Origin of the sequence: Pseudomonas sp. 22526 (assembly GCF_052044735.1) — a bacterium.
Classification (GTDB): Bacteria; Pseudomonadota; Gammaproteobacteria; order Pseudomonadales; family Pseudomonadaceae; genus Aquipseudomonas; species Aquipseudomonas piscium.
Genome location: NZ_JBQENK010000009.1, coordinates 26,914 through 52,810, shown reverse-complemented (window position 1 = coordinate 52,810; position 25,897 = coordinate 26,914). Strand labels below are relative to the sequence as shown.

Sequence of the window (25,897 nt, the reverse complement as noted above, 5' to 3'; positions counted from 1 at the left end):
CCATCGCGGGCAAGCCTCGCAGAGGCCGCTCTTCCAGGCAAAAAAAATGCCCCGCACCTGGCGGGGCATTTTCATTCAGCGGCTGAAAATCACAGGCCGTCGAGCATTGCCTTGTTGCGCACCGCGCCCTTGTCGGCGCTGGTGGCCAGCAGGGCGTAGGCTTTCAGGGCGGTGGTCACCTTGCGTGGGCGTTTTTCCACCGGCTTCCAGCCTTTCTTGTCCTGCTCGACACGACGGGCAGCCAGTTCTTCGTCGCTGACCAACAGGTTGATCGAGCGGTTCGGAATGTCGATCAGCACCTTGTCGCCGTCCTGAACCAGGCCGATGGCGCCGCCCGCGGCAGCTTCCGGCGAAGCGTGGCCGATGGACAGGCCTGAGGTGCCGCCGGAGAAGCGGCCGTCGGTCAGCAGGGCGCAGGCTTTGCCCAGGCCCTTGGACTTCAGGTAGGAGGTCGGATAGAGCATTTCCTGCATGCCCGGGCCGCCTTTCGGACCTTCGTAGCGAATGATGACGATGTCGCCTTCCTTCACTTCGTCGGCGAGGATGCCGCGCACCGCGCTGTCCTGGCTTTCGAAGATCTTCGCGTTGCCTTCGAAGACGTGGATCGACTCGTCGACGCCGGCGGTCTTCACCACGCAGCCGTCCAGGGCGATGTTGCCGTACAGCACGGCCAGGCCGCCTTCTTTCGAGTAGGCGTGCTCGACGCTGCGGATGCAGCCATTTTCACGGTCGTCGTCCAGGGTTTCCCAACGGGTCGACTGGCTGAACGCGGTCTGGGTCGGGATGCCGGCCGGGCCTGCCTTGAAGAAGTGGTGCACCGCTTCGTCGTCGGTCTGGGTGATGTCCCACTTGGCGATGGCTTCTTCCATGCTGCGGCTGTGCACGGTCGGCAGGTCGGTGTGCAGCAGGCCGCCGCGGGCCAGGGAGCCGAGGATGCTGAAGATGCCGCCGGCGCGGTGCACGTCTTCCATGTGGTACTTCTGGATGTTCGGCGCCACCTTGCACAGTTGCGGCACGCTGCGGGACAGGCGGTCGATGTCGCGCAGGTCGAAATCGATCTCGGCTTCCTGGGCGGCGGCCAGCAGGTGCAGGATGGTGTTGGTCGAACCGCCCATGGCGATGTCGAGCATCATGGCGTTCTCGAACGCCTTGAAGTTGGCGATGTTGCGCGGCAGCACCGACTCGTCGTTCTCGCCGTAGTAGCGCTTGCACAGCTCGACGATGGTACGGCCAGCTTGCAGGAACAGCTGTTCGCGGTCGCTGTGGGTGGCCAGGATCGAACCGTTGCCCGGCAGGGCCAGGCCCAGGGCCTCGGTCAGGCAGTTCATCGAGTTGGCGGTGAACATGCCGGAGCAGGAACCGCAGGTCGGGCAGGCGCTGCGCTCGTACTCGGCAACCTTCTCGTCAGAAGCGCTGGAGTCGGCGGCGATCACCATGGCGTCGACCAGGTCGAGGCCGTGGGAGGCGAGCTTGGTCTTGCCGGCTTCCATCGGGCCGCCGGAAACGAAGATCACCGGGATGTTCAGGCGCAGGGCGGCCATCAGCATGCCGGGGGTGATCTTGTCGCAGTTGGAGATGCAGACGATGGCGTCGGCGCAGTGGGCGTTGACCATGTATTCCACGGAGTCGGCGATGATCTCGCGGCTCGGCAGCGAATACAGCATGCCGTCGTGGCCCATGGCGATGCCGTCATCCACGGCGATGGTGTTGAATTCCTTGGCCACGCCGCCGGCGCGTTCGATTTCGCGGGCGACCAGCTGGCCCAGATCCTTGAGGTGCACATGGCCCGGTACGAACTGGGTGAAGGAGTTGGCAATGGCGATGATCGGCTTCTTGAAGTCGTCATCTTTCATCCCCGTGGCGCGCCACAGTGCGCGGGCGCCGGCCATGTTGCGGCCGTGGGTGGATGTTTTCGAGCGGTAATCAGGCATGGAGCACTCCGGGCGGCTAATCAGGTAACAAATGGGGAGTGAGCTTCTATTGACCTCTGGAACACTCAGAAATGGCCGTGTGTCCTGAAGCTGCCGATGACGCCGCGGGATCGCCGCGCGCCTCAGCCTGAGCTCATAAACCCGCCGGGGGATGACTGGCGATGAATCTCGCGATTCTACACCGCTGGCGCCAGGAAGGAATGCCGTGAAGCGTTGTGGCAGGACGGGTGACCTGTACCTGTAGGAGCGAGCTTGCTCGCGAAGGACGTCAATGATGACGCGGGCATGCAGGATGTGTGCGGCGTCCTGGAGATTTTTCGCGAGCAAGCTCGCTCCTACAGGGGATTCGTGGGGGGCCGTAAGGTCAGAGCCAGATGGCATCCCACAACGGATAGTCGCCAATGCGTCGGACCAGCCCGGCGCGCAGCGGGTTGGCGATGATGTAGCGAGCCATGGCTTTCAGGTCTTCGTCACGCCGCAGTGCGCGATCGAAATAGCCTTGCTGCCAGACAGGCTCCGAGCTTTTGCGGGTTCGGTTGATGGCTCTGGCGCTACGGGATTTGGTGGCTTGCATCAGCCGCGGCAGATCGCCGTTGTGCAGTTCGACCAGCCAGTGGAAATGGTCGGGCATCACCACCCAGGCTAGCGAGATTGCTGCGCCTGTTTGCTGGGCATGCTTGAGTTCGTTGACTACCCGGCGACCGAGGCGCCAGTCGTGGAAGATCGCTGAACGGTTTCGGGTGACAGCCGTGAGCAGGTAGATACGGCCCGATTCCGAGTAGCGGCCGAGGCGCAGGCGATGGGCGTGTGGAGTACTGGACATTCCGTTGTCCTCTTCGGTGGATGGAAGAGCAACGGTAGGTGCTGTGAAGAAGGCTGTGGTAGTGACAATGGGACAGGATGTATCTGTAGGAGCGAGCTTGCTCGCGAAAAAACATCAGGCACCGCGATTCGGCAGGGAGGGCGCGTTATCGTTGACGTTTTTCGCGAGCAAGCTCGCTCCTACAGGTTTTGTGACGCCTTGTGTAGCGATTGGCTCAACGTTGTAGGAGCGAGCTTGCTCGCGATCAGCCGCGAAGCGGCGCTGCCTCAGCTGTTAGGCAGCAGGCGGCAGATGATGCTCTTGATGTAGCGGGTTTCCGGGATGGCCGGGTGCACCGGGTGGTCCGGGCCCTGGCCGCCGCGTTCCAGCAGCTGGATATTGCGGTCCAGGTGGCGGGCGCTGGTGAGCAGGATGTTCTGCAGGTCGTCTTCCGGCAGGTGCATCGAGCACGAAGCGCTGACCAGGATGCCGTCCTTGCTCAGCAGGCGCATGGCCTGTTCGTTCAGGCGGCGGTAGGCGCCTTCGCCGTTCTTCAGGTCTTTCTTGCGTTTGATGAAGGCGGGCGGGTCGGCCACGATCACGTCGAAACGCTCTTCGGCGGCCTTGAGTTCTTTCAGGGCCTCGAATACGTCGCCTTCGATGCAGGTGACTTTCTCGGCAATGCCGTTCAACGCGGCATTGCGCTCAACGCCGTCGAGGGCGAAGCCCGAGGCATCGACGCAGAACACTTCGCTGGCACCGAAGGCGCCGGCCTGCACGCCCCAGCCGCCGATGTAGCTGAACAGGTCCAGCACGCGCTTGCCCTTGGCGTACGGCGCCAGGCGGGCGCGGTTCATGCGGTGGTCGTAGAACCAGCCGGTTTTCTGGCCTTCCATCACCGGGGCCTCGAACTTCACGCCGTTCTCTTCCAGGGCGACCCACTCCGGCACCAGGCCGAACACGGTTTCCACGTAGCGGTTGAGGCCTTCGGCGTCGCGCGCGGCGGAGTCGTTCTTGAACAGGATGCCGCTTGGCTTGAGGACCTGGACCAGGGCGGCGATCACGTCGTCCTTGTGTTGCTCCATGGTCGCCGACGCCAGCTGCACCACCAGGATGTCGCCGAAACGGTCGACCACCAGGCCCGGCAGCAGGTCGGAATCACCGTAGACCAGGCGGTAGAACGGTTTGTCGAACAGGCGCTCGCGCAGCGACAGGGCCACGTTCAGGCGGTGCACCAGCAGCGACTTGTCCAGCGCCAGCTTGGCGTCGCGCGACAGCAGGCGGGCGCAGATCAGGTTGTTCGGGCTCATGGCGACGACGCCCAGCGGCTTGCCGCCGGCGGCTTCCAGCACTGCCTGGTCGCCTGCCTTGAAGCCGTGGAGTGGGGTGGCGGCTACATCGATTTCGTTGCTGTAGACCCACAGGTGGCCGGCGCGCAGGCGGCGATCGGCGTTGGCTTTGAGGCGCAGGCTTGGCAGGGACATGACGTCGCTCCGGAAAAAAGAGCGGGAGTATAACGTGTTGCGCTCGCCGAGAGGCTGGCGAGTGGATATGCGGTGACAGGGCAGGCCCGCCATGGATATCCCGCGCCTGGCCCGGCGTTGCCCTGAGGCGCCTATTGTAAAGTTCCTTTCGGGTGGCCATGGGCGCCTTTTAAAGGGTTAGAATCGCCGCCTAGCCCAGAGTGTGTACTTATGTCCCAAGAGCTTTCCGCCGAACAGATTCAACAGGCCCTGCAAGGCATCAGCGTGCCGCCCCAACCGCAGATCATGGTGGATTTGCAGATGGAGCAGTACATGCCCGACCCCGACCTGGAAGTGATCGCGCGGCTGATCTCCCAGGACCCGGGGCTTTCCGGCGCCCTGCTGAAAATCGTCAACTCGCCGTATTACGGGCTGAGCAACAAGATTGCCTCGATCCAGCGCGCGGTGAACCTGCTGGGCAGCCGTTCGATCATCAACCTGATCAACGCGCAGTCGATCAAGGGCGAGATGAGCGACGAAACCATCGTCACCCTCAACCGTTTCTGGGACACCGCCCAGGACGTGGCGATGACCTGCCTGACCCTGGCCAAGCGCACCGGTTCGCAAGCGGTCGACGAAGCCTATGCCCTGGGGTTGTTCCACGATTGCGGCGTGCCGCTGATGCTCAAGCGCTTCCCCGACTACATGACGGTGCTGGAACAGGCCTACGCCAGCGCGGGCCCCGAGAACCGGGTGGTGGATACGGAAAACCGTGTGTTCAACACCAACCACGCGGTGGTCGGTTACTACACGGCCAAGTCCTGGCGCCTGCCGGAGCATGTGACCAACGCCATCGCCAATCACCACAACGCCCTGGCGATCTTCAGCGACGAGTCGTCGCGCAACAGCCAGCTGAAGAACCTGCTGGCGATCCTGAAAATGGCCGAGCATATCTGCGCGTCCTACCGGGTGCTGGGCAATCAGGTCGATGATCATGAATGGAACAGCATCGGCCATCTGATCCTCGATTACGTCGGCCTGTCCGACTACGACTTCGAGAACCTCAAGGAAACCGTGCGCGAACTGGGCGCGCACTGATTCCCGACCACGTTATAGAGAACACGAGGCGCACATGCCTGAATTACCGGAAGTCGAAACCACCCGGCGCGGTATTGCGCCGCACCTGGAAGGGCAGCGCGTCAGCCGTGTGATCGTGCGCGAGCGGCGCCTGCGCTGGCCGATTCCGGAAGATCTCGATGTGCGCCTGTCCGGCCAGCAGATCGTCAAGGTCGAGCGCCGCGCCAAGTACCTGCTGATCAATGCCGAAGTCGGCACTTTGATCAGTCACCTGGGCATGTCGGGCAACCTGCGCCTGGTGGAAGTCGGCCTGCCGGCGGCCAAGCATGAGCATGTGGACATCGAGCTGGAGTCCGGCCTGGCCCTGCGCTACACCGACCCGCGGCGCTTTGGCGCGATGCTCTGGAGCCTCGACCCGCTCCATCACGAGCTGCTGATCCGCCTGGGGCCGGAGCCGCTGACCGACCTGTTCGACGGCGAGCGCCTGTATCAGCTGTCGCGAGGACGTTCGATGGCGGTCAAGCCGTTCATCATGGACAACGCGGTGGTGGTGGGGGTGGGCAATATCTACGCGACCGAAGCGCTGTTCGCCGCTGGCATCGACCCGCGTCGCGAAGCCAAGGGGATTTCCCGGGCGCGCTACCTGAAGCTGGCGATCGAGATCAAGCGCATCCTGGCCGCGGCCATCGAGCGCGGTGGCACCACCTTGCGCGACTTTATCGGCGGCGATGGGCAGCCGGGCTATTTCCAGCAGGAACTGTTCGTCTACGGGCGCGGCGGGGAACACTGCAAGGTCTGTGGCACGGGGCTGCGGGAGATCAAGCTGGGGCAGCGTGCGAGCGTTTTCTGCCCTAAATGCCAGAGCTGAAAAGCATCGCGGGNCCCGCGAAGGCGTCCAGCCAGACGCCAAATTTCTCAAGCCTTGCCGGTGATCTTCCGGTACTTGGCCATCAACTCTTCTTCGGTTTCCGGGTGGGCCTCGTCCAGTGGGATGCAATCCACCGGGCAGACCTGCTGGCATTGCGGCTCGTCATAGTGGCCGACACATTGGGTGCACAGGTTCGGGTCGATCACGTAGATCTCTTCGCCTTGAGAGATCGCGGCGTTCGGGCACTCGGGTTCGCAGACGTCGCAATTGATGCAGTCGTCGGTGATGATCAGGGACATGGGGCACTCCGGCCGGGGCGGCGGGCCCAGGCATTTGAAAAACCAATGGCGCAATTGTGCCGCATTGGCGAGCGCAGTGCACGCGGGCTCGATGGGAGGAGCGTTTGCAGGCTGACTGCGCGGAAGCCGGCGCGGGCTCCCGCGGGGCTTATTTCTTGAAGCGCAGGGTCAGGGCGTCGGCCACGGCCGGATGCACGAACTTGCTGATATCGCCGCCCAATGCCGCGATTTCCCGGACCAGGGTCGAGGAAATGAACGAATAACGCTCCGACGGCGTGAGGAACAGGCTTTCCACGTCCGGCGCCAGTTGGCGGTTCATGTTGGCCAGCTGGAATTCGTATTCGAAGTCCGAAACCGCCCGCAGCCCCCGCAGGAAGACATTGGCGTTCTGCTCCTTGGCGAAATGCGCCAGCAGCGTGGAAAAACCGACGACTTCAACGTTCGGCAGATGCTTGGTGACCTCGCGAGCCAGTTCCACACGCTGTTCCAGGGGGAAAAGCGGGTTTTTCTTCGGGCTGGCGGCGACGGCGATGATCACATGATCGAACAGGCGCGAGGCGCGTTCGACCAGATCGCCATGGCCCTTGGTAATAGGGTCGAAGGTACCTGGGTACAACACTCGGTTCATCGCGTCGTCCTGGCGGGAGTCCGTTGGGGAGTCGGATGGTATCGCAGCCTTTCCGGTCGGCCAAGTCGCCTGTAACGGAAGAAAGCACTATAGACGACGAAAATAAGCGGTGTTTTCACCCGCTTTTCAGCCGTTCGGCCAGGGCCGTGGCCAGTTGCGCGGTCAGGCCGTAGACCGACAATTGGGGGTTGGCGCCGATGCTGGTGGGGAACAGCGAACCGTCGTGGATCGACAGATTGGCCAGCTGGTGATGCCGGCCCAGGCTGTCGGTGACGGCGTTTTTCGGGTCTTCGCCCATGGCGCAACCGCCCATCACATGGGCGCTGCCCAGGCGGGTACGGTACAGCGCAAGGTTCAGGCCGTCGATCAGGGTCCTGGCCTCGGCCAGGGTCTTCACGTAGCGGGCATCGCTGTGCATCGGCATGACCGCCCTGGCGCCACCGGCGAACTGGATCTCCGCCATGCTGTGGAAGGCCCGGCGCAGGCCATCCCAGGCGTAGTCCGAGACCTGATAGTCGAGCACCGGCGAGCCGTCGCCGCGCAGTTCCACGCTGCCGCCGCTGCTGTCCGGGTGAAAACCGTCGCGCAGCAGCGCGAGCATGGCGTGGGTGTGGGGCAGTTGCTGCATGTTCAGGGCGCTCTGCGGGCCGAAACCGCCGAGCAGGGTGGCGGCCAACGCTGGTTGCAGCGGCGGCACCTCGAGTTTGTAGGACATCTTGCCGGTGGCGCCGTCCTGCCATTGGAAATGATCGGAGTAGATCGACTGCGGCGCGCCGTAGAAGGGGTTGATCACCTGATCGAACTGCCCGGCGGAGAAGTTCACCAGGTGCAGGAAGGTGCGTTTGCCCAGGCGTTTGTGCGGGTCGGCCGCATCGGAGCGCAGCAGCAGGGCCGGGCTGTTGATGCCGCCGCCGGCCAGCACGTAGTGCCGGGCCTTGACCTTGATGGTGCGCCCGGTGGGCGCCACGCAACGTTCGTCCATGGCCAGGCAGAGCAGGCTCTCGACCTGGTCGCCCTTGATTTGCAGGCGCTCGGCGCGGGCCAGGTACAGCAGCTCGCCGCCTTTCTCCAGGGTGGCGGGAATGGTGGTGACCATCATCGACTGCTTGGCGTTGGTCGGGCAGCCCATGCCGCAATAGCCGAGGTTCCAGCAACCGCGCACGTTGCGCGGGATCACATGCCAGCTGTAGCCGAGCTTCTCGCAGCCGATCCTGATCACGTCGTTGTTGGCGTTGGGCGGCATGATCCACGGGGCGACCCCCAGGCGTTGCTCCATCTTCGCGAACCAGGGCGCCATCTCGGCCGGGCTGTGGCCCTTGACGTCGTGCTCCTTGGTCCAGTGCTCCAGGGTCGGCTCGGGTGTGCGGAAGCTGGAGGTCCAGTTGATCAGGGTGGTGCCGCCGACCGCGCGGCCTTGCAGGATGGTGATGGCGCCATCCTTGCTCATGCGGCCGATGCCTTCCTGATAGAGGTTGGCGTAGGCCTGGTCCTCGAGCATCTTGAAGTCGTCGCTGGTCTTGAGCGGCCCTTCTTCGATCAGCAGCACCTTGTAGCCGGCGGCGCTGAGGATCTCGGCGCTGGTGCCGCCACCCGCGCCGCTGCCGATGATGGCGACATCCGCTTCGAGGGTCAGGTCCTCCTGCAAGTGCGAGCCGTTGTAGGTTTTCCAGCCTCGGGCCAGGCCTTCGCGAAACAGATCGGGTACGGGCATATCAGGCGCTCTCTTGTTGTTCTGTATTTTTGTAGCCGTGCGATCGGCTGCGAGCAGGCGTGCTTCTCAGAAGCCCCTGCGGGGCTTATCGCAGCCTGCGGCAGCGGCTACAGATATCAGATCCTGGGCGGCCCGGGATAACCGCAATGGGCCCAGGATTCGGGGCAGCTGTACCAGGCCATCATCACCAGTTGCAGCAAGGACGCGTGGCCCATGCGCAGCAGGCTGAGGGAGCTGTTTTCCCAACGCTTGAGGAAGTGCCGGATATCCTCGGCGCTGGCGTTTTCCCAACTGCCCCAGATGCCGGTCAGGGGGCCGCGGGTGATGCCCATGCCCAGCACGTCGAACAGCTGGCGGGTGAGCGTGAGCATTTCCGGCGACAGATGGTCGAGGCTGTGATCCAGGCTTTTCAGAGTGGCGCCGAGCGCCGCCGGCAGCTTCTCGGCGGCCACGGCGCCGTCGAGCATGACCGGGAGCAGCGCCCGCAGCACCGGCAGGTCGCTGCTGCGCAATACGGCAAAGCCGCTGGCCGCGGTGCTGGACGAGCAGCCGCTGAGGCTGGCGCCGAGGCCGGCGGTGGTCAGGAACGCGCTGGCGCACAGGCCGATTTTCAACAGGCCACGGCGCGACAGTACGGGGGCTGCAGGCAGGCTGGGAGTCATTATTGTTATTCCCCGGCAATGGTCTGGTTAGCGGATGAACAGCTTCTGGATCAGCTTCTGGATAGGTTTGCCATAGGGCGGGTAGATCAGTCGCGCGGCATTCAGGCGCTGTTTGCTCAGCACGCCCTTGGCCTTGCTGAAGGTCAGGAAGCCCTCATGGCCGTGGTAATGGCCCATGCCCGAGTGGCCGATGCCGCCGAACGGCATGTCGTCCTGGGCGACGTGCAGCAGGGTGTCGTTGAGGCAGACTCCACCCGAGTGGGTTTCGTTGAGCACCCGCTCCTGCGCGGCCTTGTCGTAGCCGAAGTAGTAGAGCGCCAGGGGGCGAGGGCGCTGGTTGATGTAGGCGAAGGCCTGGTCCAGCCCGGTGTAGGGCACGATCGGCAGGATCGGGCCGAAGATCTCGTCCTGCATCACCGTCATGTCGTCGCTGACATTCAGCATCAGGCTGTGGCCCATGCGCCGTTCCTGGTTCTCCTCGAACAGCGGGATCAGCAGCGCGCCCTTGCTGGTGGCGTCGCTGATGTAGCTGTTCAGGCGCGCCAGTTGCCGCGGGTTGATGATCGCGGTGTAGTCGGGGTTGTCGACCAGGGTCGGGAAGAAACCACGGACCACCTGGCGATAGGCGTCGACGAAGGCGCCGACGCGGTGTTCCGGGACCAGCACGTAGTCCGGGGCGACGCAGGTCTGGCCGGCGTTCATGGTCTTGCCGAAGGCGATGCGTTCGGCGGCGTCCTTGAGCGGCACGTCGTCGGAAACGATGGCCGGGGACTTGCCGCCCAGTTCCAGGGTCACCGGGGTCAGGTTTTCCGCCGCGGCGCGCATCACGTGCTTGCCGATGCTGGTGGCGCCGGTGAACAGCAGGTGATCGAAGGGCAGCCGGGAGAAGGCCACGCCCACGTCGGCTTCGCCCAGCACCACGGCGACCAGGTCCTCGGGGAACGCCTTGGCCAGCAGGCGCTTGAGCAGCAGGCCGGTGGCGGGGGTCGATTCGCTGAGCTTGAGCAGCACCCGGTTGCCGGCGGCGAGCGCGCCCACCAGCGGGCCGATGGCCAGGTACAGCGGGTAGTTCCACGGCACTATCACCCCGACCACGCCCAGCGGTTGGTAGACGACCTTGGCCGAGGCCGGTTGGAAGGCCACGCCGACTTTGCGCCTGGAAGGTTTCATCCAGCCCTTGAGGTGTTTGCTGGCGTAGTGGATGCCATGCAGGCTGGGCATGATTTCGGCGAGCAGGGTTTCGTCGGCGCTGCGATGGCTGAAATCTTCGCTGATGGCCTCGATCAGGGCCTGGCGCTCGCTGTCGAGCAGGTCGCGCAGGCTCTTGAGCCATTGCTGGCGCTGGGCGGCCGGGGGCATGGGGTTGGCCGCGAAGGCCTGGCGCTGGGTGGCGAACAGACGATGGAGCTCATCCAACTGCTGGTGGGCTTCCGGCAAGTAGGCGATTTCGGCAGACATGGGCGGCTCCGGTTTTCATGGGGTGGGGGATTTTTAGAGTTTATGCTCTAAAATGTCAAATGACATCCCGGGCCAGCTTTGATTTATCCCGTTGGGGATAGGTCGTAAGATGCCGGGCAACGCCTTCTCGATTAAAGCCCACGCTCATGGCCCCACGCATAAAAACCCGCGAACGTATCGTCCAGAACAGTCTGGAGCTGTTCAACCAGCAAGGCGAACGCAGTGTCAGCACCAACCACATTGCCGCCCACATGGAGATTTCGCCGGGCAACCTGTATTACCACTTCCCCAACAAGCAGGCGATCATCGCCGTGCTGTTCTGCGAGTACGAAGCCCTGGTCGACAGCTTCCTGCGCCTGCCCCAGGGCCGCACCGTGACCGTGGAGGACAAGCGCTATTACCTGCAGGAGCTGCTGGCCGCCATGTGGCGCTATCGCTTCCTGCACCGCGACCTGGAACACCTGCTCGACAGCGACGGCGAACTGGCCGCCCGTTACCGACGCTTCTCCCAGCGCTGCCTGATCCACGGCACGGCGATCTACGCCGGTTTCGTCGAGGCCGGCATCCTCAGGATGGACAAGGTGCAGATCGAGTCCCTGACCCTCAATGCCTGGATCATCCTCACCTCCTGGGTGCGTTTTTTGTGCACCACCCGGGAAAACTCCGCGCACCTGAGCGAAGAGGCCATCAAGCGCGGCGTGTATCAGGTGCTGGTGCTGGAAGCCGGATTTGTCACCGACCACGCCCGGGAGGCGGTCGACGCGCTGTACCACGAGTTTTACGTGCCCCTGGCGCAAGCCCTGGAAGAAGTGCAGTAGGATCTGGATCAAGTCATCGTTCAATTACTGGAGCCCGTCATGCCCATCGCGCAACTGATCAGTCCACAGCAATTGGCCGCTCGCCTGGAGCAGCCCGGGCTGGTGATTCTCGATTGTCGTTTTGCCCTGGAAGACCCGGATTACGGCCAGCGCAGTTATGCCGGAGGGCATCTGGCCGGCGCGCATTTTGCCGACCTGGAGCGCGATCTCAGTGGCCCGGTGGTCAAGGGCGTGACCGGGCGCCATCCGCTGCCCGAACCGGCGACGCTGATCGCCCGCCTGCAGGCCTGGGGCATCGACGCCAACAGTGACATCGTGCTTTACGACGACGGCCCCGGTGCCTATGCCGCTCGGGCCTGGTGGCTGTTGGCCTGGCTGGGCAAGCGCGATGCTGTGTTCATTCTCGATGGCGGCCTGAAAGCCTGGCACACCGCCGGCCTGCCGTTGAGCCTGGATCCGCCGACCAACGTTCTCGGCCACTTCACGGGCCAGCCCGACAAATCCCTGCTGCTGAGTGCCGAGCAACTGCAAAAACGCCTCGGCCAGCCGACCCTGACCCTGCTCGACGCCCGCGCCCAGCCACGCTTTCGCGGCGAAGTGGAGCCGATCGACCCGGTGGCCGGGCATATCCCCGGCGCGCAATGCGCGGCCTTCACCGACAACCTGGGCAGCGACGGCCGTTTTCTGCCGGCCGATCAGCTCAAGAAGCGTTTTGCCGCGAAGCTGGGCGAGCGTTCGCCGAGCGAGCTGGTGTCGTACTGCGGCTCGGGCGTGACGGCTTGTCACAACCTGTTCGCCCTGTGCCTGGCCGGTTATCCACTGGGCAGCCTGTATGCCGGCTCCTGGAGCGAATGGATCACCGATCCGCAGCGCGCGGTCGCCACGGGCGACTGAGCCCCCTCACCGTAGGAGCGAAGCTTGCTCGCGATCCAGGCGCTGCGTTGTTTCTGCTGGATCGCGTCGCCTGGGATANTATTTTTCGCGAGCAAGCTTCGCTCCTACAGAAGACAGGCGTTGTTTCAGAGGGACTGGCGGGCGCTGCGATAGGCCGCCGGCCCCACGCCGTAGACCTGCTTGAACTGCCGGCTCAGATGGCTCTGGTCGGCGAACCCCAGTTGCGTCGCCACTTCCAGCGGTAGGCAGCCGTCGCGCAGCAGCGCCCGGGCCTGGGCGATGCGTTGCTGCATCAGCCAGGTGTGCGGCGGCATGCCGGTGGCGCGGCGGAATACCCGGGCGAAATGGAAGGGCGAGAGATTCACCGCCGCGGCCAGCTCTTCCAGGGAGGGTGGGGCGGCCAGCTGCGCTTGCAGCAACTCCTTGGCCTGGACGATCGCCCGGTGTTCCCGCCCGGGTTCGCCCGGCGCCTTGACCCCGGCATGACGCCGCAGCAGCAAAAGCATCATTTCCCGCCACAGGGTCTGTTGCTGCAGGGCGGTGGCCGGGCTTTCCAATAGTTGATGCAGTTGGCAGAAACCGCTGACCAGATCGGGGTCGCGATACAGCGTGGCGCCGAAGGCCGGCAGGCTGTCGGTGGGCAATTCCAGCTCGCCCAGCATGGCGAGGATCTGCGCGTTGTCCGGATAAAACGCCCGGTACAGCCAGCCGTCCTCGGTGCCCTTGTGGCCGGTGTGCAGCTCGTCCGGGTTGATCAGCACCAGGGTGCCGCGCCCCGCCAGGTGCTCGGCGCCGCGATAACGGTAGCGCTGGGCGCCGTCCATGATCATGCCGATCACATAGCCGTCATGCACATGGGGCACGAAACGATGCTCGATATAACGCGCGGCCAGCAACTCCACTCCGGCCAGGGGCGCGGTTTGCCAGAAACGGATCGATTCGCCCTGGCCGCTGTTCATCGCCGCTCGCCCCCCAGGTCGGACAACCACTGGGGAATGCGCCGTTCCAGGTAATAACCCGGGGTTTTCACCGAGCCATCGACAAAACCGACGTGCCCGCCCTTGGCCTGCAGCTCGAAGTGGGTGCTGCCGGACAGCTCGCGGGCTTCCGGCAGGCTGTGGGGGAACACGAAGGGATCGTCCGCGGCCTGGATGATCAGGGTGCTGGTGCGGATTTCCCCGAGGAAATAACGGCTGGAGGCGCGCCGGTAATAGTCCTGGGCATCGGCAAAGCCATTCAGTGGTGCGGTGACCCGGCCGTCGAAGTCCCAGAAGGTGCGCATTTTCTCCAGCGGCCCGAGTCGCTCCAGCACGGCCAGGCCTTCATGGCGCCCGTCGTGCTGGAACTGGCGCTGCTTGTCCTTGATGTAGGCCAGCATCTCGCGCATGAAATGCGCCTGGTAAACCTTGGAAAACCCCTGGCCGATGCGGTCGGCGCACTGGTCCAGGCGAAACGGCACCGAGACCGCGACGGCGCCTTGCAGCTGGCTGGCGCTGCCGCTTTCCCCCAGGTGCTTGAGCAGCACATTGCCGCCCAGCGAGTAGCCCACCGCGAACAGCGGGGCCAGCGGGCGCTTGCTGCGCAGGTGGTCGATGGCGGCGGCCAGGTCTTCGCTGGCGCCTGAGTGATAGCTGCGCGGCAGCAGGTTGGGTTCGCCCGAGCAGCCGCGCCAGTTCAGCGCCGCGCTGGCCCAGCCCTGGTTTGCCAGGGCCTTTTGCAGGCCGGCCACGTAGGGCGAGTTGGAAGAGCCGGTCAGGCCGTGCAGCACCAGCACCAGGGGCGCGGTGGCGGAGTGCGGGCCGTGCCAGTCGAGATCGAGAAAGTCGCCGTCGTCGAGCCACAGGCGTTCGCGCTGGCGCTCGAGGTGAGTGGTCTTGCGCCACAGCGGGCCCCACAGGGTTTGCAGGTGCGGGTTGCCGAGGCCGAAGGCGGGAATGAAAGGATCTGACGGAGTAGGCACGGTGATTCTCGTAGCAGCGGTGCGCATCCCCCGGCGGGCTGCGCACCTTTTTCAGGCCGGTGGGTCAGCCGGCGATCTCTGCCATACGTTGCCACAAGGCGTAGTACACCTGCCCGGATTTTTGCTCGCGGTGCAGGCGCCAGTTCGCCGGCAGGCCCAAGGTCGACGGCGCGCTTTCACTTTCGGTATAGACCCAGGCGTCGTCGTCCAGCCAGTCGCGTTCTTCCAGCAGGGCACAGGCGGCCGGCAGCAGGTTCTGATGGAATGGCGGGTCGAGGAACACCAGGTCGAAACGGCTGGCGGGCTGGGTTTCCAGATAACGCAGGGCGTCGGCGGTCTGCACCTGACCGACGGTGCAGCGCAGGGTGCCCAGGTGCTCGCGCAGGCGCGACACGGCCAGGTTGCTGGCATCCAGCGCCTGGCCCATGGCGGCGCCGCGGGACAGGGCTTCGAGAAACAGCGCGCCGCTGCCGGCGAACAGGTCGAGCACCTTGGCCCCGGGGACATAAGGCGCCAGCCAGTTGAACAGGGTTTCGCGCACCCGGTCCGGGGTCGGGCGCAGGCCCGGCACATCGGGGAAGCTCAGGCGGCGGCTGCGCCACTCGCCGCCGATGATGCGCAGTTGGCCCACACCGTTGTGCTGGTTATGGACGGGTTTCTTGCTGGGACGCGATGGGCTGGCCATTAGTGCTCCGGAACCCCGAGCGGCTGCTCGGCGGGTTTTTCAGTAGGGGCCGGCAACGGCTTTTGCGGCACGGTCGGGCCGGCGGTGACGATGACCGTCTTGTCCGCGCTCAAGTGCTTGTTCAGTACGTCCCGGACCTGCTCCACGGTCAGGCTCTGGGACTGCTGCATGAAGTCTTCAAGATAGCTCAGCGGCAGGTTGTAGAAGCCGATGGCGCCCAGTTGGCCGACGATATCGGCGTTGCTGGCGGTGGACAGCGGGAAGCTGCCGGCCAGTTCGCGCTTGGCGTCGTCGAGTTCCTTCTGGGTCGGGCCGGTCTTGAGGTAGTCGGCGAGCACGTCCTGCACCAGCTTGAGGGTGCCTTCGCTCATTTCGGCGCGGGTCTGCAGGTTGATCATGAACGGACCACGGGCCTGCATCGGGCTGAAGCCGGAATAGACGCCGTAGGTCAGGCCGCGCTTCTCGCGCACTTCGCTCATCAGCCGGGTGCCAAAACCGCCGCCGCCAAGGATCTGGTTGCCCAGGGACAGCGCCGCGTAATCCGGGTCGTCACGATCGATGCCCAGTTGCGCCAGCAGCAGGCTGGTCTGGCTGGACGGGTATTCGATATGGCCGATGCCGGCCTGTGGCTCGGTTGGTTGCGGGATTTTCGCCAGCGCCGGGCCTTTGGGCAGGGCGGCGGAGATCTGCGCGGCAATCGCCTCGGCGTCGCTGCGCGACAGGTCGCCCACCAGGGCGATCACCACGTTGCCGGCGGCATAGGCCTTGGCGTGGAACGCTCGCAGCTGGGCCAGGCTGATCGGCGGCACGCTCTGGGCGGTGCCATCGCTGGAATGGGCATACGGATGGCTGCCGTACAGGCGGTTCATCAGTTCCAGGCTCGCCAGCTTGCCGGGGTTCTGCTTCTGGTACTCGAAGCCAGCGAGCACCTGGTTCTTGATGCGCGCCAGGGAGTCGGCCGGGAAGGTCGGCTTGCCGACGACATCGGCGAACAGTTGCAGGGCCGGCGTGCGCTTGTCCGGCGCGCTCAGGCTGCGCAGGGAGGCGATGGCCATGTCCTTGTAGGCACCGTTGCCAAAGTCGGCGCCCAGGCCTTCGAAACCTTCGGCAATCGCACCGACATCCTTGCCGGCCACGCCTTCGTTGAGCATGGCGTTGGTCAGCATCGCCAGGCCCGGCGCGTCGCCATCCTGGCTGCTGCCGGCGGCGAAGGTCAGGCGCATGTCGAACATCGGCAGCTCATGGGCTTCGACGAACAGCACCTTGGCGCCTTCGGCGGTGCTCCAGGTCTTGATGTCGAGGCTGCGGCGGCTTGGGGCCTTGCCGTCGAGCTCGGCCAGGGATTGCAGCTTCTGGCTGCTCTTGGCCTTGTCCAGCGCCTGGCTGGCGTTGGATTCGTTCGCCCGCAGCAGATAAAGGCCGGCAGCGATGATCAGGGCCACGAGTGCCAGGCCGAGCAGGACCGGGCTGGCGCTTTTGCGCTTACTCATGAGCGGACTCCTCAGGCAATACGTGGGCAACGCTCAGGCGTTCGCGAGTGAAATAGGTACGAGCGGCCTTCTGGATGTCTTCAGGGGTCACGCTTTGCAGTTCGGCGAGTTCGGTGTCCATGAGTTTCCAGGACAGGCCGACGGTTTCCAGCTGACCGATGGCGGTGGCCTGGCTGGTGATGGAGTCACGCTCGTAGACCAGGCCGGCGATCACCTGGGCGCGCACGCGCTCCAGCTCTTCGGCGGTCGGCGGGGTGGTTTTCAGCTCTTCGAGCAAACGCCACAGCCCGGCTTCGGCCTGGGCGATGGTTTTTTTCTTCTGGCTATTGGGCATGGCCGAAAGCAGGAACAGGCTGTCGCCGCGGGTGTAGGCGTCGAAGCTCGACGAGCCGCCGGACACCAGCTCTTCGCCGCGCTCCAGGCGGGTCGGGATGCGGGCGCTGTAGCCGCCGTCGAGCAGCGCGGCGATCAGGCGCAGGGCGTGCACCGAATGCTTGTCTTCGGCGGTGGCGATGCTCGGCACGTTGAAGGCCAGCATCACGCTCGGCAGCTGGGTCTTCACCCGCAGGGTGATCTGCCGTTCGCCGGGCTCGGCCAGTTCCAGGGGAATCTTCGCCGCGGGCACGGCGCGCTTGGGAATGGCACCGAAATAACGTTGGGCCAGGGTTTTGACTTCGTCCGGGGTGACGTCGCCGACCACCACCAGGGTGGCGTTGTTCGGCACATACCAGGACTCGTACCAGTGGCGCAGTTCCTCGACCTTCATCCGGTTGAGGTCGGCCATCCAGCCGATGGTCGGCGTGTGGTAGCCGCTGGCCGGGTAGGCCATAGCCTTGAAGCGCTCGAAGGCCTTGGACATCGGCTTGTCGTCGGTGCGCAGGCGGCGCTCTTCCTTGATCACTTCGATTTCACGGCTGAACTCGTCCGGCGGCAGGCGCAGGCTGGCCATGCGATCGGCTTCCAGCTCGAAGGCCACGCCCAGGCGGTCACGGGCCAGCACCTGGTAATAGGCGGTGAAATCGTCGCTGGTGAAGGCGTTCTCTTCGGCGCCCAGGTCGCGCAGGATCAGCGAGGCTTCGCCGGGGCCGACCTTTTCGCTGCCCTTGAACATCATGTGTTCCAGGGCGTGGGACAAACCGGTCTGGCCCGGGGTTTCGTAGCTGGAGCCGACTTTGTACCAGACCTGAGAGACCACGACCGGAGCCCGATGGTCTTCCCGGACCACGACCTTGAGGCCGTTGTCGAGGCTGAATTCGTGGGTGGGTTGTGGATCGGCAGCCAAGGCTGAAAGGGGCAGACAAACCGTACTGAGCAGCAGGCCTGCGGCGCGGCGGGCTAGAGCATTCATTCGTTTTTTAAACCTGTTGGACTGCCCGCTTGGTCTTAGCCTACGGGCGAGGAGGTGCTAGGATACTGATCCGTTTTACTGGCGGCCACGCCTATCAGGCTCGCATGGATCAACGTGTGCTTGAGCAGGTTGTATGGGTTCCCGGCAAGAAGCGCTGTTTTATCGACTAGACTTCGACTTTTCGCCGATTTTGCCGTTTCAGTCCTTTAGTAAAATCGATCCTTGAGATGCCATTGGGCATCTCGACAAAATGTTGCGCGTGAACAAGCCGGCGGAAACGCAGTCTGTTCTGCATCGAATATTTATTTGCCGGTGCGCCTTGATGGCGCGTCGCTACCTTGAGATAGCCGTCCTCCATGTTTGGTTCCAACGACGACAAGAAGACCCCAGCTGCGGCTGGCGAGAAGAAAGGCCTGTTCGGATGGCTGCGCAAAAAGCCGCAGGAAACCGTCGTCGAACAGCCACAAGTCCCCGTCGAGCCTGCCCCGGCTCCCGCTCCCGTTATAGAACAAGCAGCCCCGGTTGCCGAAGTCGCGGCGCCTGTGGTGTCGCCGATCGCCGAGCCGATCCTGCAGCCTGAACAGCCTGCGGCAGCGGCCGAACCTGCTCCCGCACCGGAGCTGCCGCTGACCCCCGAGCCCCAACACAAACCCTGGCTGACCCTGCCGGTGGCGGAAGAGCCGGTGGCGCTGGTGGAAGACGAGCAGGCGCCGCACATCACCCCGCCGATTCCGGCCGCGACCGACGTGCAGCAAGCCGCCGAGCTGTTGGTGGCCGAGTTGGCCCATAGCAGCGAGCCAGCTGAGGCCCAGGCGCTGATCGAAGAGGAGGACGTGCCACAACCGGTGATCGCGGCCTTCGTGCAGCCCGAACCTGTTCGAGCGCCGGAGCCTGCGCCTGTTGTCGCTGCTCCAGTTGCTCCAGTTGCTCCAGTTGCTCCAGTCGCGGCGGTCGAAGTGCCCGCTGCCGTCGAGCTGCCCCGTGCCGAGGAAAACAAGGTCGGCTTCTTCGCCCGCCTCAAGCAGGGCCTGTCCAAGACCAGCGCCAGCATCGGCGAAGGCATGGCCAGCCTGTTCCTGGGCAAGAAGACCATCGACGACGAGCTGCTGGAAGATATCGAGACCCGCCTGCTGACCGCCGACGTGGGCGTGGAAGCCACCGCGGTGATCATTCGGAACCTGACCCAGAAGGTCGCGCGCAAGCAGCTGACCGATGTCGATGCGCTGTACAAATCACTGCAGGCCGAGCTGGCGAGCATGCTCAAGCCGGTGGAGCAGCCGCTGCAGATCGCGTCGCAAACCAAGCCGTTCGTGATTCTGGTGGTGGGCGTCAACGGCGCCGGCAAGACCACCACCATCGGCAAGCTGGCCAAGAAGCTGCAGCTCGAAGGCAAGAAGGTCATGCTCGCCGCGGGCGACACCTTCCGCGCCGCGGCGGTGGAACAGCTGCAGGTCTGGGGCGAGCGCAACAAGATTCCGGTGATCGCCCAGCACACCGGCGCCGACTCGGCCTCGGTGATCTTCGACGCCGTGCAGGCCGCCAAGGCCCGTGGCATCGATGTGCTGATCGCCGACACCGCCGGTCGCCTGCACACCAAAGACAACCTGATGGAAGAGCTGAAGAAGGTTCGCCGGGTGATCGGCAAGCTCGACGCCGATGCGCCGCACGAAGTGCTGCTGGTGCTCGACGCCGGTACCGGCCAGAACGCCATTAACCAGGCCAAGCAGTTCAACCAGACGGTCGAGCTGACCGGCCTGGCCCTGACCAAGCTCGACGGCACCGCCAAGGGCGGGGTGATCTTCGCCCTGGCCAAGCAGTTCGGCCTGCCGATCCGCTACATCGGCGTCGGTGAGGGCATCGACGACCTGCGCGCCTTTGAAGCCGAACCCTTTGTCCAGGCACTGTTTGCCGAGCGGGAGCGTTCATGATTCGTTTCGAACAGGTCGGTAAGCGTTACCCGAACGGCCATGTCGGCCTGCACGAGCTGAGCTTCCGGGTTCGTCGCGGCGAATTTCTGTTCGTCACCGGCCACTCCGGCGCCGGCAAGTCCACGCTGCTGCGGTTGCTGCTGGCCATGGAGCGTCCAACCAGCGGCAAGCTGCTGTTGGCCGGTCAGGACCTGAGCACCATCAGCAACGCGCAGATTCCGTTCCTGCGGCGGCAGATCGGCGTGGTGTTCCAGAACCACCAGCTGCTGTTCGATCGCACCGTCTTCAACAACGTCGCCTTGCCGCTGCAGATCCTCGGCCTGTCCAAGGCCGAAATCGCCAAGCGCGTGGACTCGGCCCTGGAGCGCGTGGCGCTCTCGGACAAGACCGACCTCTACCCGGGCGACCTGTCCACCGGTCAGCAGCAGCGCGTCGGCATTGCCCGCGCCATCGTGCACCGCCCGGCCTTGCTGCTGGCGGACGAACCCACAGGTAACCTCGACCCGCGTCTGGCGGCGGAAATCATGGGCGTATTCGAAGATATCAACCGTCTGGGCACCAGCGTGCTGATCGCCAGTCACGACCTGGCGCTGATCGCGCGCATGCGCCATCGCATGCTGACCCTGCAACGCGGCCGATTGATCGGCGACGGGGAGGCTAGCGTATGAGTGCGACCCGCAGCCCTAAAGTGGCCGAACGCGTGGCTCCGAAAGCCCCGGATCAACCGCCGCAGAAGAAAAAACGCAACGAAGACGAGGGGCCGGATTTCGGCACCCTGCTGCACGCCTGGATCGAAAGCCATCGCGCCAGCCTGCTGGACAGCCTGCGTCGCCTGGGCAAGCAGCCGATCGGCAGCTTCTTCACCTGCCTGGTGATGGCCGTGGCCCTGAGCCTGCCGATGGGCTTGTCGTTGTTGCTCAACAACGTCGAGCGCCTGGGTGGTTCCTGGCAGCGCGCGGCGCAGATTTCCCTGTACCTGGAGCTCGATGCCAGCGCCACCGAGGGCGAAAGCCTGAGCGAGCAGATCAAGGCCATGCCGGGTGTGGCGGATGCCGAGTTCATCGGCAAGGACAAGGCCCTGGACGAGTTCCAGCAGCAGTCCGGACTGGGCGAGGCGCTCAAGGAGTTGCCGCAGAACCCGCTGCCGGGTGTGGTCCTGGTCACGCCGAACGAAGTGGACAAGGCGACCCTGGAAGCCTTGCGTCAGCGCCTGGCGGAAATGCCCAAGGTGCAGCAGGCGCAACTGGACCTGGTGTGGGTCGAGCGGCTGGCGGCGATCCTCAAGCTGGGCGACCGGTTTGTCTTCGGCCTGACGGTGTTGCTGGTTTCTGCATTACTTTTGGTGATAGGCAATACCATTCGTCTTCATATTGAAAACCGCCGCACCGAGATAGAAGTGATTAAACTCGTCGGCGGCACGGACAGTTATGTACGGCGTCCCTTCCTTTATATGGGCGCCTTGTATGGCTTCGGTGCGGGGATTCTGTCCTGGGGTGTTCTGGCGTTCGGCCTCGACTGGCTGAATGACGCGGTAGTGGGGCTGGCCGGCTTGTACGGCAGTGATTTCGCCCTGGCTGGCGTGCCGGTCGCCGATGGTCTATCACTCTTGCTTGGCGCGGTGTTGTTGGGGTATATCGGTGCGTGGATTGCGGTGGCCCGTCACTTGCGGGAGCTGGCGCCGAAATAGTGTCTTTTTGCTTGTATTGACCTTTTAGTATTTTTGGGAACTTGTTTTGTGGTTCCCGGTCAATTTTCAGCAGTGCTGAATAAGCACGAGTTATGTGAGTCGGAGGTTTTTTCGTATGACCACTTCTTTGCAACCTGCTTATGCCTTGGTCCCGGGTGCGAACCTGGAGGCCTATGTGCACACGGTGAACAGCATTCCATTGCTGACGCCCGAGCAGGAGCGTGAACTGGCCGAGAGTCTCTACTATGAGCAGGATCTTGAGGCGGCTCGGCAGATGGTGCTCGCCCACCTGCGTTTTGTCGTACATATCGCCCGTAGTTATTCCGGCTACGGTCTGGCCCAGGCCGACCTGATCCAGGAAGGCAACGTTGGCCTGATGAAGGCTGTAAAACGCTTCAACCCGGAAATGGGTGTGCGTCTGGTTTCGTTCGCCGTGCACTGGATCAAGGCGGAAATCCACGAGTTCATCCTGCGCAACTGGCGCATCGTGAAAGTCGCGACCACCAAAGCCCAGCGCAAGCTGTTCTTCAACCTGCGCAGCCAGAAGAAGCGTCTGGCCTGGTTGAACAACGAAGAAGTCCATCGTGTGGCGGAAAGCCTTGGTGTAGAGCCGCGCGAAGTGCGCGAGATGGAAAGCCGCCTGACCGGCCATGACATGGCCTTCGACCCAGCCGCCGAAGCGGATGACGACAGCGCCTTCCAATCGCCGGCCAACTACCTGGAAGACCACCGGTACGACCCGGCCCGTCAGCTGGAAGATGCCGACTGGACCGACAACTCCACCAGCAACCTGCACGAGGCGCTGGAAGTGCTGGACGACCGCAGCCGTGACATCCTCTACCAGCGCTGGCTGGCGGAAGAGAAAGCCACGCTGCACGACCTGGCGCAGAAGTACAACGTCTCGGCCGAGCGTATCCGTCAGCTCGAGAAGAGCGCGATGAACAAGCTCAAGTTGTCGATTTCCGCGTAATACGCAGCGCAATAAAAAACGCCCCGATCCGATCGGGGCGTTTTTGTTTGTGGCGTTGGGGCGGCGGTGTCTGTGAGGGCGCTATCGCGAGCAANTTCTGTAGGAGCGAAGCTTGCTCGCGATCAGATCTTGAACGTCACTGCGCCCACAGCGCCTTGCGCGAATCGTTCAGCCCCAGCAGGTAGCTGTCCCCGCCCAGCTGGCCCATCTGCCGGCGAATCCAGCCGGCGCGGCGCGCCACATAACTGCTCGGATGGCTGGCGCTCCATACCCGTGGGTTGGGCAGGACCGCGGCCAGCAGGCTGGCCTGTTGCCGCGACAGCGAACCCGCGCTGACGCCGAAGTGATGCCGCGCCGCGGCCTCGGCGCCAAACACGCCTTCGTCCCACTCGGCGCTGTTGAGGTAGACCTCGAGAATCCGTTGCTTGGGCCAGAAGATCTCGATCAGCCCGGTGAACCAGGCTTCCAGGCCTTTGCGCAGCCAGCTGCGCCCGGACCACAGGAACAGGTTTTTCGCCACCTGCTGGCTCAGGGTGCTGGCGCCACGAATCGAGCCGCCGCGCTCGTTATGGGCGAAGGCGGCCTGGATCGCGCCGATGTCGAACCCCCAGTGTTCGGGGAACTTCTGGTCTTCGCCGGCGATCACCGCCACCTTCAGGTCATCGGAGATCTCGTCCCAGGGTGTCCAGCTGCGTTGCAGGTCGATGGGCTCGCCGTCGACCCAGGATTCGATCTTGCGTTCGACCATCAAGGCCGTGCCCGGAGGCGGTACGACACGGAGCACCAGCACCAGCAAAACACTGCCGACGGCGAACCAGAGCAGGGCTTTAGAGAAACGACGGAAAAATAAACGCAGCATAGAGATGGCTTGGCCGAACCCGTTGAGCGCGCCATTATACAGGCCCGACCGACGATTCTGACTGGAGTTCCTCATGCTGCGTGGTTTCCTGATGCTGGCCGCCTTTTTCGGCTTTACCGGCGTTGCCCTGGGCGCATTCGCTGCCCATGGCCTGAAAAATCGCCTGAGCGCGGAATACCTGGCGATTTTCCATACCGGCGTCACCTACCAGCTGGTGCACACCCTGGCGCTACTGGGCGTGGCGCTGCTGGCCACGCAGATCCCCGGCCGTCTGGTGACCTGGGCCGGCGCTTCGTTCGCCATCGGCATCCTGCTGTTTTCCGGCAGCCTCTACCTGCTGACCCTGACCGGTTTCAGCAAGCTGGGCATCGTTACCCCCTTTGGTGGCCTGGCCTTCCTGATCGGCTGGTTGTGCCTGGGTCTTGCCGCCTGGCGGTTGAGCTGACCGGCAGGTCCATTTCGAGACGAATGGCTTGGGTCGGCCAGACTGATCGGGCTAGAATGCTGGCCCCTAAAAATGATGGCGGCATTCGGCATGCGCATTCAGTTGAACGGCGAATCCTTTGAACTGCCCGACGGCGAAACCGTTGCGGCCCTGCTGACCCGTCTGGACCTGACCGGACGCCGGATCGCGGTCGAACTCAACCTGGATATCGTTCCGCGCAGCCAGCACGCCGAGACCACCCTCAACGAGGGCGATCAGGTCGAAGTTGTACACGCCATCGGCGGCGGCTAGCCACCCGGGCCAGGGCTGGCCCCACTCACGCATTCTGCAAGAACCTCACCCCAACAGAGGATTTCCGATGAGCAACGTTCGCAGCGACAAGCCTTTCGTCCTGGCCGGTCGTACCTACCAGTCGCGTTTGCTGGTAGGCACCGGCAAGTACCGTGACATGGAAGAAACCCGCCTGGCCATCGAAGCCTCGGGTGCCGAGATCGTCACCGTCGCCGTGCGCCGGACCAATATCGGCCAGAACCCGGGCGAACCGAACCTGCTGGATATCCTGCCGCCGGATCGCTACACCATCCTGCCGAATACCGCCGGCTGCTATGACGCGGTCGAGGCCGTGCGCACCTGCCGCCTGGCCCGTGAGCTGCTCGATGGCCACAACCTGGTGAAGCTGGAAGTGCTGGCCGACCAGAAAACCCTGTTCCCCAACGTGCTGGAAACCCTCAAGGCCGCCGAAGTGCTGGTCAAGGAAGGTTTCGACGTGATGGTGTACACCAGCGATGACCCGATCATCGCCCGCCAGCTGGCGGAAATGGGCTGCATCGCGGTCATGCCGCTGGCCGGCCTGATCGGTACTGGCCTGGGGATCTGCAACCCGTACAACCTGCAGATCATCCTCGAAGAAGCCAAGGTCCCGGTGCTGGTGGATGCCGGTGTCGGCACTGCCTCCGACGCCACCATCGCCATGGAGCTGGGCTGCGAAGCGGTGCTGATGAACTCGGCCATCGCCCATGCGCAACAACCGGTGCTGATGGCCGAAGCCATGAAGCACGCCATTGTGGCAGGCCGCCTGGCGTACCTCGCCGGCCGCATGCCGAAGAAACTCTATGCCAGCGCCTCCTCGCCGCTGGATGGTCTGATCAAGTAAGAGCCATTGATGACTGAATCAAACGACACGCCAATCCAGCCGGAAGCCGGCGACGAGCGCCAACACCGCCGCATCAAGAGTTTCGTGATGCGCGCCGGGCGCATGACCGAAGGCCAGCAGCGCGGCCTGGAGCAGGGCGCGCCGCTGTATGTGCTGCCGCTGGCCGACGCGCCGGTGGATTTCGATCAGGTGTTTGGCCGCTCGGCGCCACGCTCCCTGGAAATCGGCTTCGGCATGGGCCACTCGCTGCTGGAAATGGCAGCGGCCGCGCCGGAGCAGGATTTCATTGGTGTGGAAGTGCACCGTCCGGGTGTCGGCGCGCTGCTCAACGGCGTGCTGACCCAGGGCCTGACCAACCTGCGGGTCTACGATTGCGATGCGATCGAGGTGCTCAACCGCTGCATCGCCGATAACAGCCTGGATCGCCTGATGCTGTTTTTCCCCGATCCGTGGCACAAGAGCCGTCACCACAAGCGTCGTATCGTCCAGGCGTCCTTCGCCGAGCTGGTGCGCAGCAAGCTGAAGGTTGGCGGCATCCTGCATATGGCCACCGACTGGGAGCCTTATGCCGAGTACATGCTGGAAGTGATGAATGTCGCGCCGGGTTACCGCAACCTGGCCGAAGACGGCAAGTGCGTGCCGCGCCCGGCCGAGCGCCCGATCACCAAGTTCGAACGCCGCGGCGAGCGCCTGGGGCATGGTGTGTGGGATCTGAAGTTCGAAAAGCTGGCTTGAGCCAATCGGTAGGAGCGGAGTTTGCT

The 25,897-nt window shown here is 64.1% G+C and carries 26 protein-coding genes; 12 read left to right on the top strand and 14 right to left on the bottom strand.

What is annotated here, in order from left to right:
• Positions 1 to 89 precede the first annotated feature (89 nt).
• From ilvD to ACTJKT_RS15255, 3 genes are all read right to left on the bottom strand, one after another.
• Positions 90 to 1,931: a dihydroxy-acid dehydratase gene (gene ilvD, locus ACTJKT_RS15265; protein WP_440787664.1), complete on the bottom strand. Its 1,842-nt coding sequence runs from the start codon at positions 1,929 to 1,931 to the stop codon at positions 90 to 92.
• Positions 1,932 to 2,295: 364 nt separating this feature from the next.
• Positions 2,296 to 2,754: an REP-associated tyrosine transposase gene (locus ACTJKT_RS15260; protein WP_440787663.1), complete on the bottom strand. Its 459-nt coding sequence runs from the start codon at positions 2,752 to 2,754 to the stop codon at positions 2,296 to 2,298.
• 266 nt (positions 2,755 to 3,020) lie between these two features.
• Entirely contained in the window at positions 3,021 to 4,217 is a 1,197-nt protein-coding gene (locus ACTJKT_RS15255) for a class I SAM-dependent rRNA methyltransferase (RefSeq protein ID WP_025807152.1), read from the bottom strand.
• Between the two features lie 264 nt (positions 4,218 to 4,481).
• On the opposite strand from ACTJKT_RS15255, the gene ACTJKT_RS15250 reads away from it, so the two are divergent.
• Entirely contained in the window at positions 4,482 to 5,294 is an 813-nt protein-coding gene (locus ACTJKT_RS15250) for an HDOD domain-containing protein (RefSeq protein ID WP_440787800.1), read from the top strand.
• A 34-nt stretch (positions 5,295 to 5,328) separates the two neighbouring features.
• On the top strand, positions 5,329 to 6,141 hold the full coding sequence (mutM, locus tag ACTJKT_RS15245; protein ID WP_097306597.1) for a bifunctional DNA-formamidopyrimidine glycosylase/DNA-(apurinic or apyrimidinic site) lyase: 813 nt from the start codon (positions 5,329 to 5,331) through the stop codon (positions 6,139 to 6,141).
• 47 nt (positions 6,142 to 6,188) lie between these two features.
• Here mutM and ACTJKT_RS15240 read toward each other — a convergent pair whose 3' ends face one another.
• From ACTJKT_RS15240 to ACTJKT_RS15220, 5 genes are all read right to left on the bottom strand, one after another.
• The gene (locus tag ACTJKT_RS15240; protein ID WP_007921257.1) at positions 6,189 to 6,440 is read right to left on the bottom strand and encodes a YfhL family 4Fe-4S dicluster ferredoxin; all 252 of its coding nucleotides are present in this window, start codon (positions 6,438 to 6,440) and stop codon (positions 6,189 to 6,191) included.
• Positions 6,441 to 6,588: 148 nt separating this feature from the next.
• Positions 6,589 to 7,068 carry a pantetheine-phosphate adenylyltransferase gene (gene coaD, locus ACTJKT_RS15235; protein WP_003229157.1) on the bottom strand — a complete coding sequence of 160 codons (480 nt, stop codon included), beginning with the start codon at positions 7,066 to 7,068 and terminating at the stop codon, positions 6,589 to 6,591.
• A 115-nt stretch (positions 7,069 to 7,183) separates the two neighbouring features.
• The gene (locus tag ACTJKT_RS15230) at positions 7,184 to 8,779 is read right to left on the bottom strand and encodes a GMC family oxidoreductase N-terminal domain-containing protein (RefSeq protein WP_440787662.1); all 1,596 of its coding nucleotides are present in this window, start codon (positions 8,777 to 8,779) and stop codon (positions 7,184 to 7,186) included.
• A 116-nt stretch (positions 8,780 to 8,895) separates the two neighbouring features.
• A complete protein-coding gene (locus ACTJKT_RS15225; RefSeq protein WP_440787661.1) occupies positions 8,896 to 9,441 on the bottom strand; it encodes a twin-arginine translocation pathway signal protein in 546 nt (181 codons plus the stop codon).
• Between the two features lie 27 nt (positions 9,442 to 9,468).
• A complete protein-coding gene (locus ACTJKT_RS15220) occupies positions 9,469 to 10,899 on the bottom strand; it encodes a coniferyl aldehyde dehydrogenase (protein WP_440787660.1) in 1,431 nt (476 codons plus the stop codon).
• Positions 10,900 to 11,045: 146 nt separating this feature from the next.
• On the opposite strand from ACTJKT_RS15220, the gene ACTJKT_RS15215 reads away from it, so the two are divergent.
• Both ACTJKT_RS15215 and ACTJKT_RS15210 read left to right on the top strand, forming a co-directional pair.
• Entirely contained in the window at positions 11,046 to 11,717 is a 672-nt protein-coding gene (locus ACTJKT_RS15215; protein WP_440787659.1) for a TetR/AcrR family transcriptional regulator, read from the top strand.
• A 39-nt stretch (positions 11,718 to 11,756) separates the two neighbouring features.
• Positions 11,757 to 12,611 carry a sulfurtransferase gene (locus ACTJKT_RS15210; protein ID WP_440787658.1) on the top strand — a complete coding sequence of 285 codons (855 nt, stop codon included), beginning with the start codon at positions 11,757 to 11,759 and terminating at the stop codon, positions 12,609 to 12,611.
• A gap of 125 nt (positions 12,612 to 12,736) precedes the next feature.
• Here ACTJKT_RS15210 and ACTJKT_RS15205 read toward each other — a convergent pair whose 3' ends face one another.
• The 5 genes from ACTJKT_RS15205 to ACTJKT_RS15185 all read right to left on the bottom strand — a co-directional run bounded on the left by ACTJKT_RS15205 (position 12,737) and on the right by ACTJKT_RS15185 (position 18,094).
• Positions 12,737 to 13,570 (bottom strand): AraC family transcriptional regulator, encoded by an 834-nt coding sequence (locus tag ACTJKT_RS15205; RefSeq protein ID WP_053281287.1) that lies wholly within the window; start codon positions 13,568 to 13,570, stop codon positions 12,737 to 12,739.
• Positions 13,567 to 14,571 (bottom strand): hydrolase, encoded by a 1,005-nt coding sequence (locus ACTJKT_RS15200; RefSeq protein ID WP_440787657.1) that lies wholly within the window; start codon positions 14,569 to 14,571, stop codon positions 13,567 to 13,569. Before ACTJKT_RS15200 ends, ACTJKT_RS15205 begins: the two co-directional genes overlap by 4 nt.
• A gap of 64 nt (positions 14,572 to 14,635) precedes the next feature.
• On the bottom strand, positions 14,636 to 15,256 hold the full coding sequence (gene rsmD, locus ACTJKT_RS15195; RefSeq protein ID WP_440787656.1) for a 16S rRNA (guanine(966)-N(2))-methyltransferase RsmD: 621 nt from the start codon (positions 15,254 to 15,256) through the stop codon (positions 14,636 to 14,638).
• The gene (locus ACTJKT_RS15190) at positions 15,256 to 16,746 is read right to left on the bottom strand and encodes a M16 family metallopeptidase (RefSeq protein ID WP_440787655.1); all 1,491 of its coding nucleotides are present in this window, start codon (positions 16,744 to 16,746) and stop codon (positions 15,256 to 15,258) included. Before ACTJKT_RS15190 ends, rsmD begins: the two co-directional genes overlap by 1 nt.
• Positions 16,739 to 18,094, bottom strand: coding sequence for a M16 family metallopeptidase (locus ACTJKT_RS15185; RefSeq protein WP_009051328.1), 1,356 nt, complete (start codon positions 18,092 to 18,094; stop codon positions 16,739 to 16,741). The genes ACTJKT_RS15190 and ACTJKT_RS15185 overlap by 8 nt, the downstream gene beginning before the upstream one ends.
• Before the next feature lie 356 nt (positions 18,095 to 18,450).
• Here ACTJKT_RS15185 and ftsY point away from each other — a divergent pair, with 356 nt between their 5' ends.
• The 4 genes from ftsY to rpoH all read left to right on the top strand — a co-directional run bounded on the left by ftsY (position 18,451) and on the right by rpoH (position 22,679).
• The gene (gene ftsY, locus ACTJKT_RS15180; RefSeq protein WP_440787654.1) at positions 18,451 to 20,022 is read left to right on the top strand and encodes a signal recognition particle-docking protein FtsY; all 1,572 of its coding nucleotides are present in this window, start codon (positions 18,451 to 18,453) and stop codon (positions 20,020 to 20,022) included.
• Entirely contained in the window at positions 20,019 to 20,690 is a 672-nt protein-coding gene (gene ftsE / locus ACTJKT_RS15175; RefSeq protein WP_009051326.1) for a cell division ATP-binding protein FtsE, read from the top strand. Before ftsY ends, ftsE begins: the two co-directional genes overlap by 4 nt.
• Positions 20,687 to 21,709: a permease-like cell division protein FtsX gene (gene ftsX / locus ACTJKT_RS15170; protein WP_440787653.1), complete on the top strand. Its 1,023-nt coding sequence runs from the start codon at positions 20,687 to 20,689 to the stop codon at positions 21,707 to 21,709. The genes ftsE and ftsX overlap by 4 nt, the downstream gene beginning before the upstream one ends.
• 115 nt (positions 21,710 to 21,824) lie before the next feature.
• Positions 21,825 to 22,679, top strand: a complete 855-nt coding sequence (gene rpoH / locus ACTJKT_RS15165) for an RNA polymerase sigma factor RpoH (protein ID WP_025807175.1) — start codon at positions 21,825 to 21,827, stop codon at positions 22,677 to 22,679.
• 136 nt (positions 22,680 to 22,815) lie between these two features.
• On the opposite strand, the gene mtgA is transcribed toward rpoH, so the two are convergent.
• Complete coding sequence (gene mtgA, locus ACTJKT_RS15160; RefSeq protein WP_440787652.1) at positions 22,816 to 23,538, bottom strand: monofunctional biosynthetic peptidoglycan transglycosylase; 723 nt, start codon at positions 23,536 to 23,538, stop codon at positions 22,816 to 22,818.
• Between the two features lie 73 nt (positions 23,539 to 23,611).
• On the opposite strand from mtgA, the gene ACTJKT_RS15155 reads away from it, so the two are divergent.
• From ACTJKT_RS15155 to trmB, 4 genes are all read left to right on the top strand, one after another.
• Positions 23,612 to 23,983, top strand: coding sequence for a DUF423 domain-containing protein (locus ACTJKT_RS15155; RefSeq protein ID WP_007921208.1), 372 nt, complete (start codon positions 23,612 to 23,614; stop codon positions 23,981 to 23,983).
• Positions 23,984 to 24,073: 90 nt separating this feature from the next.
• Complete coding sequence (thiS, locus tag ACTJKT_RS15150; protein WP_007921206.1) at positions 24,074 to 24,274, top strand: sulfur carrier protein ThiS; 201 nt, start codon at positions 24,074 to 24,076, stop codon at positions 24,272 to 24,274.
• Between the two features lie 67 nt (positions 24,275 to 24,341).
• Positions 24,342 to 25,136, top strand: coding sequence for a thiazole synthase (locus ACTJKT_RS15145; protein ID WP_007921204.1), 795 nt, complete (start codon positions 24,342 to 24,344; stop codon positions 25,134 to 25,136).
• A gap of 9 nt (positions 25,137 to 25,145) precedes the next feature.
• Positions 25,146 to 25,871, top strand: a complete 726-nt coding sequence (trmB, locus tag ACTJKT_RS15140) for a tRNA (guanosine(46)-N7)-methyltransferase TrmB (protein WP_016704842.1) — start codon at positions 25,146 to 25,148, stop codon at positions 25,869 to 25,871.
• The last annotated feature ends 26 nt before the right edge of the window (positions 25,872 to 25,897 follow it).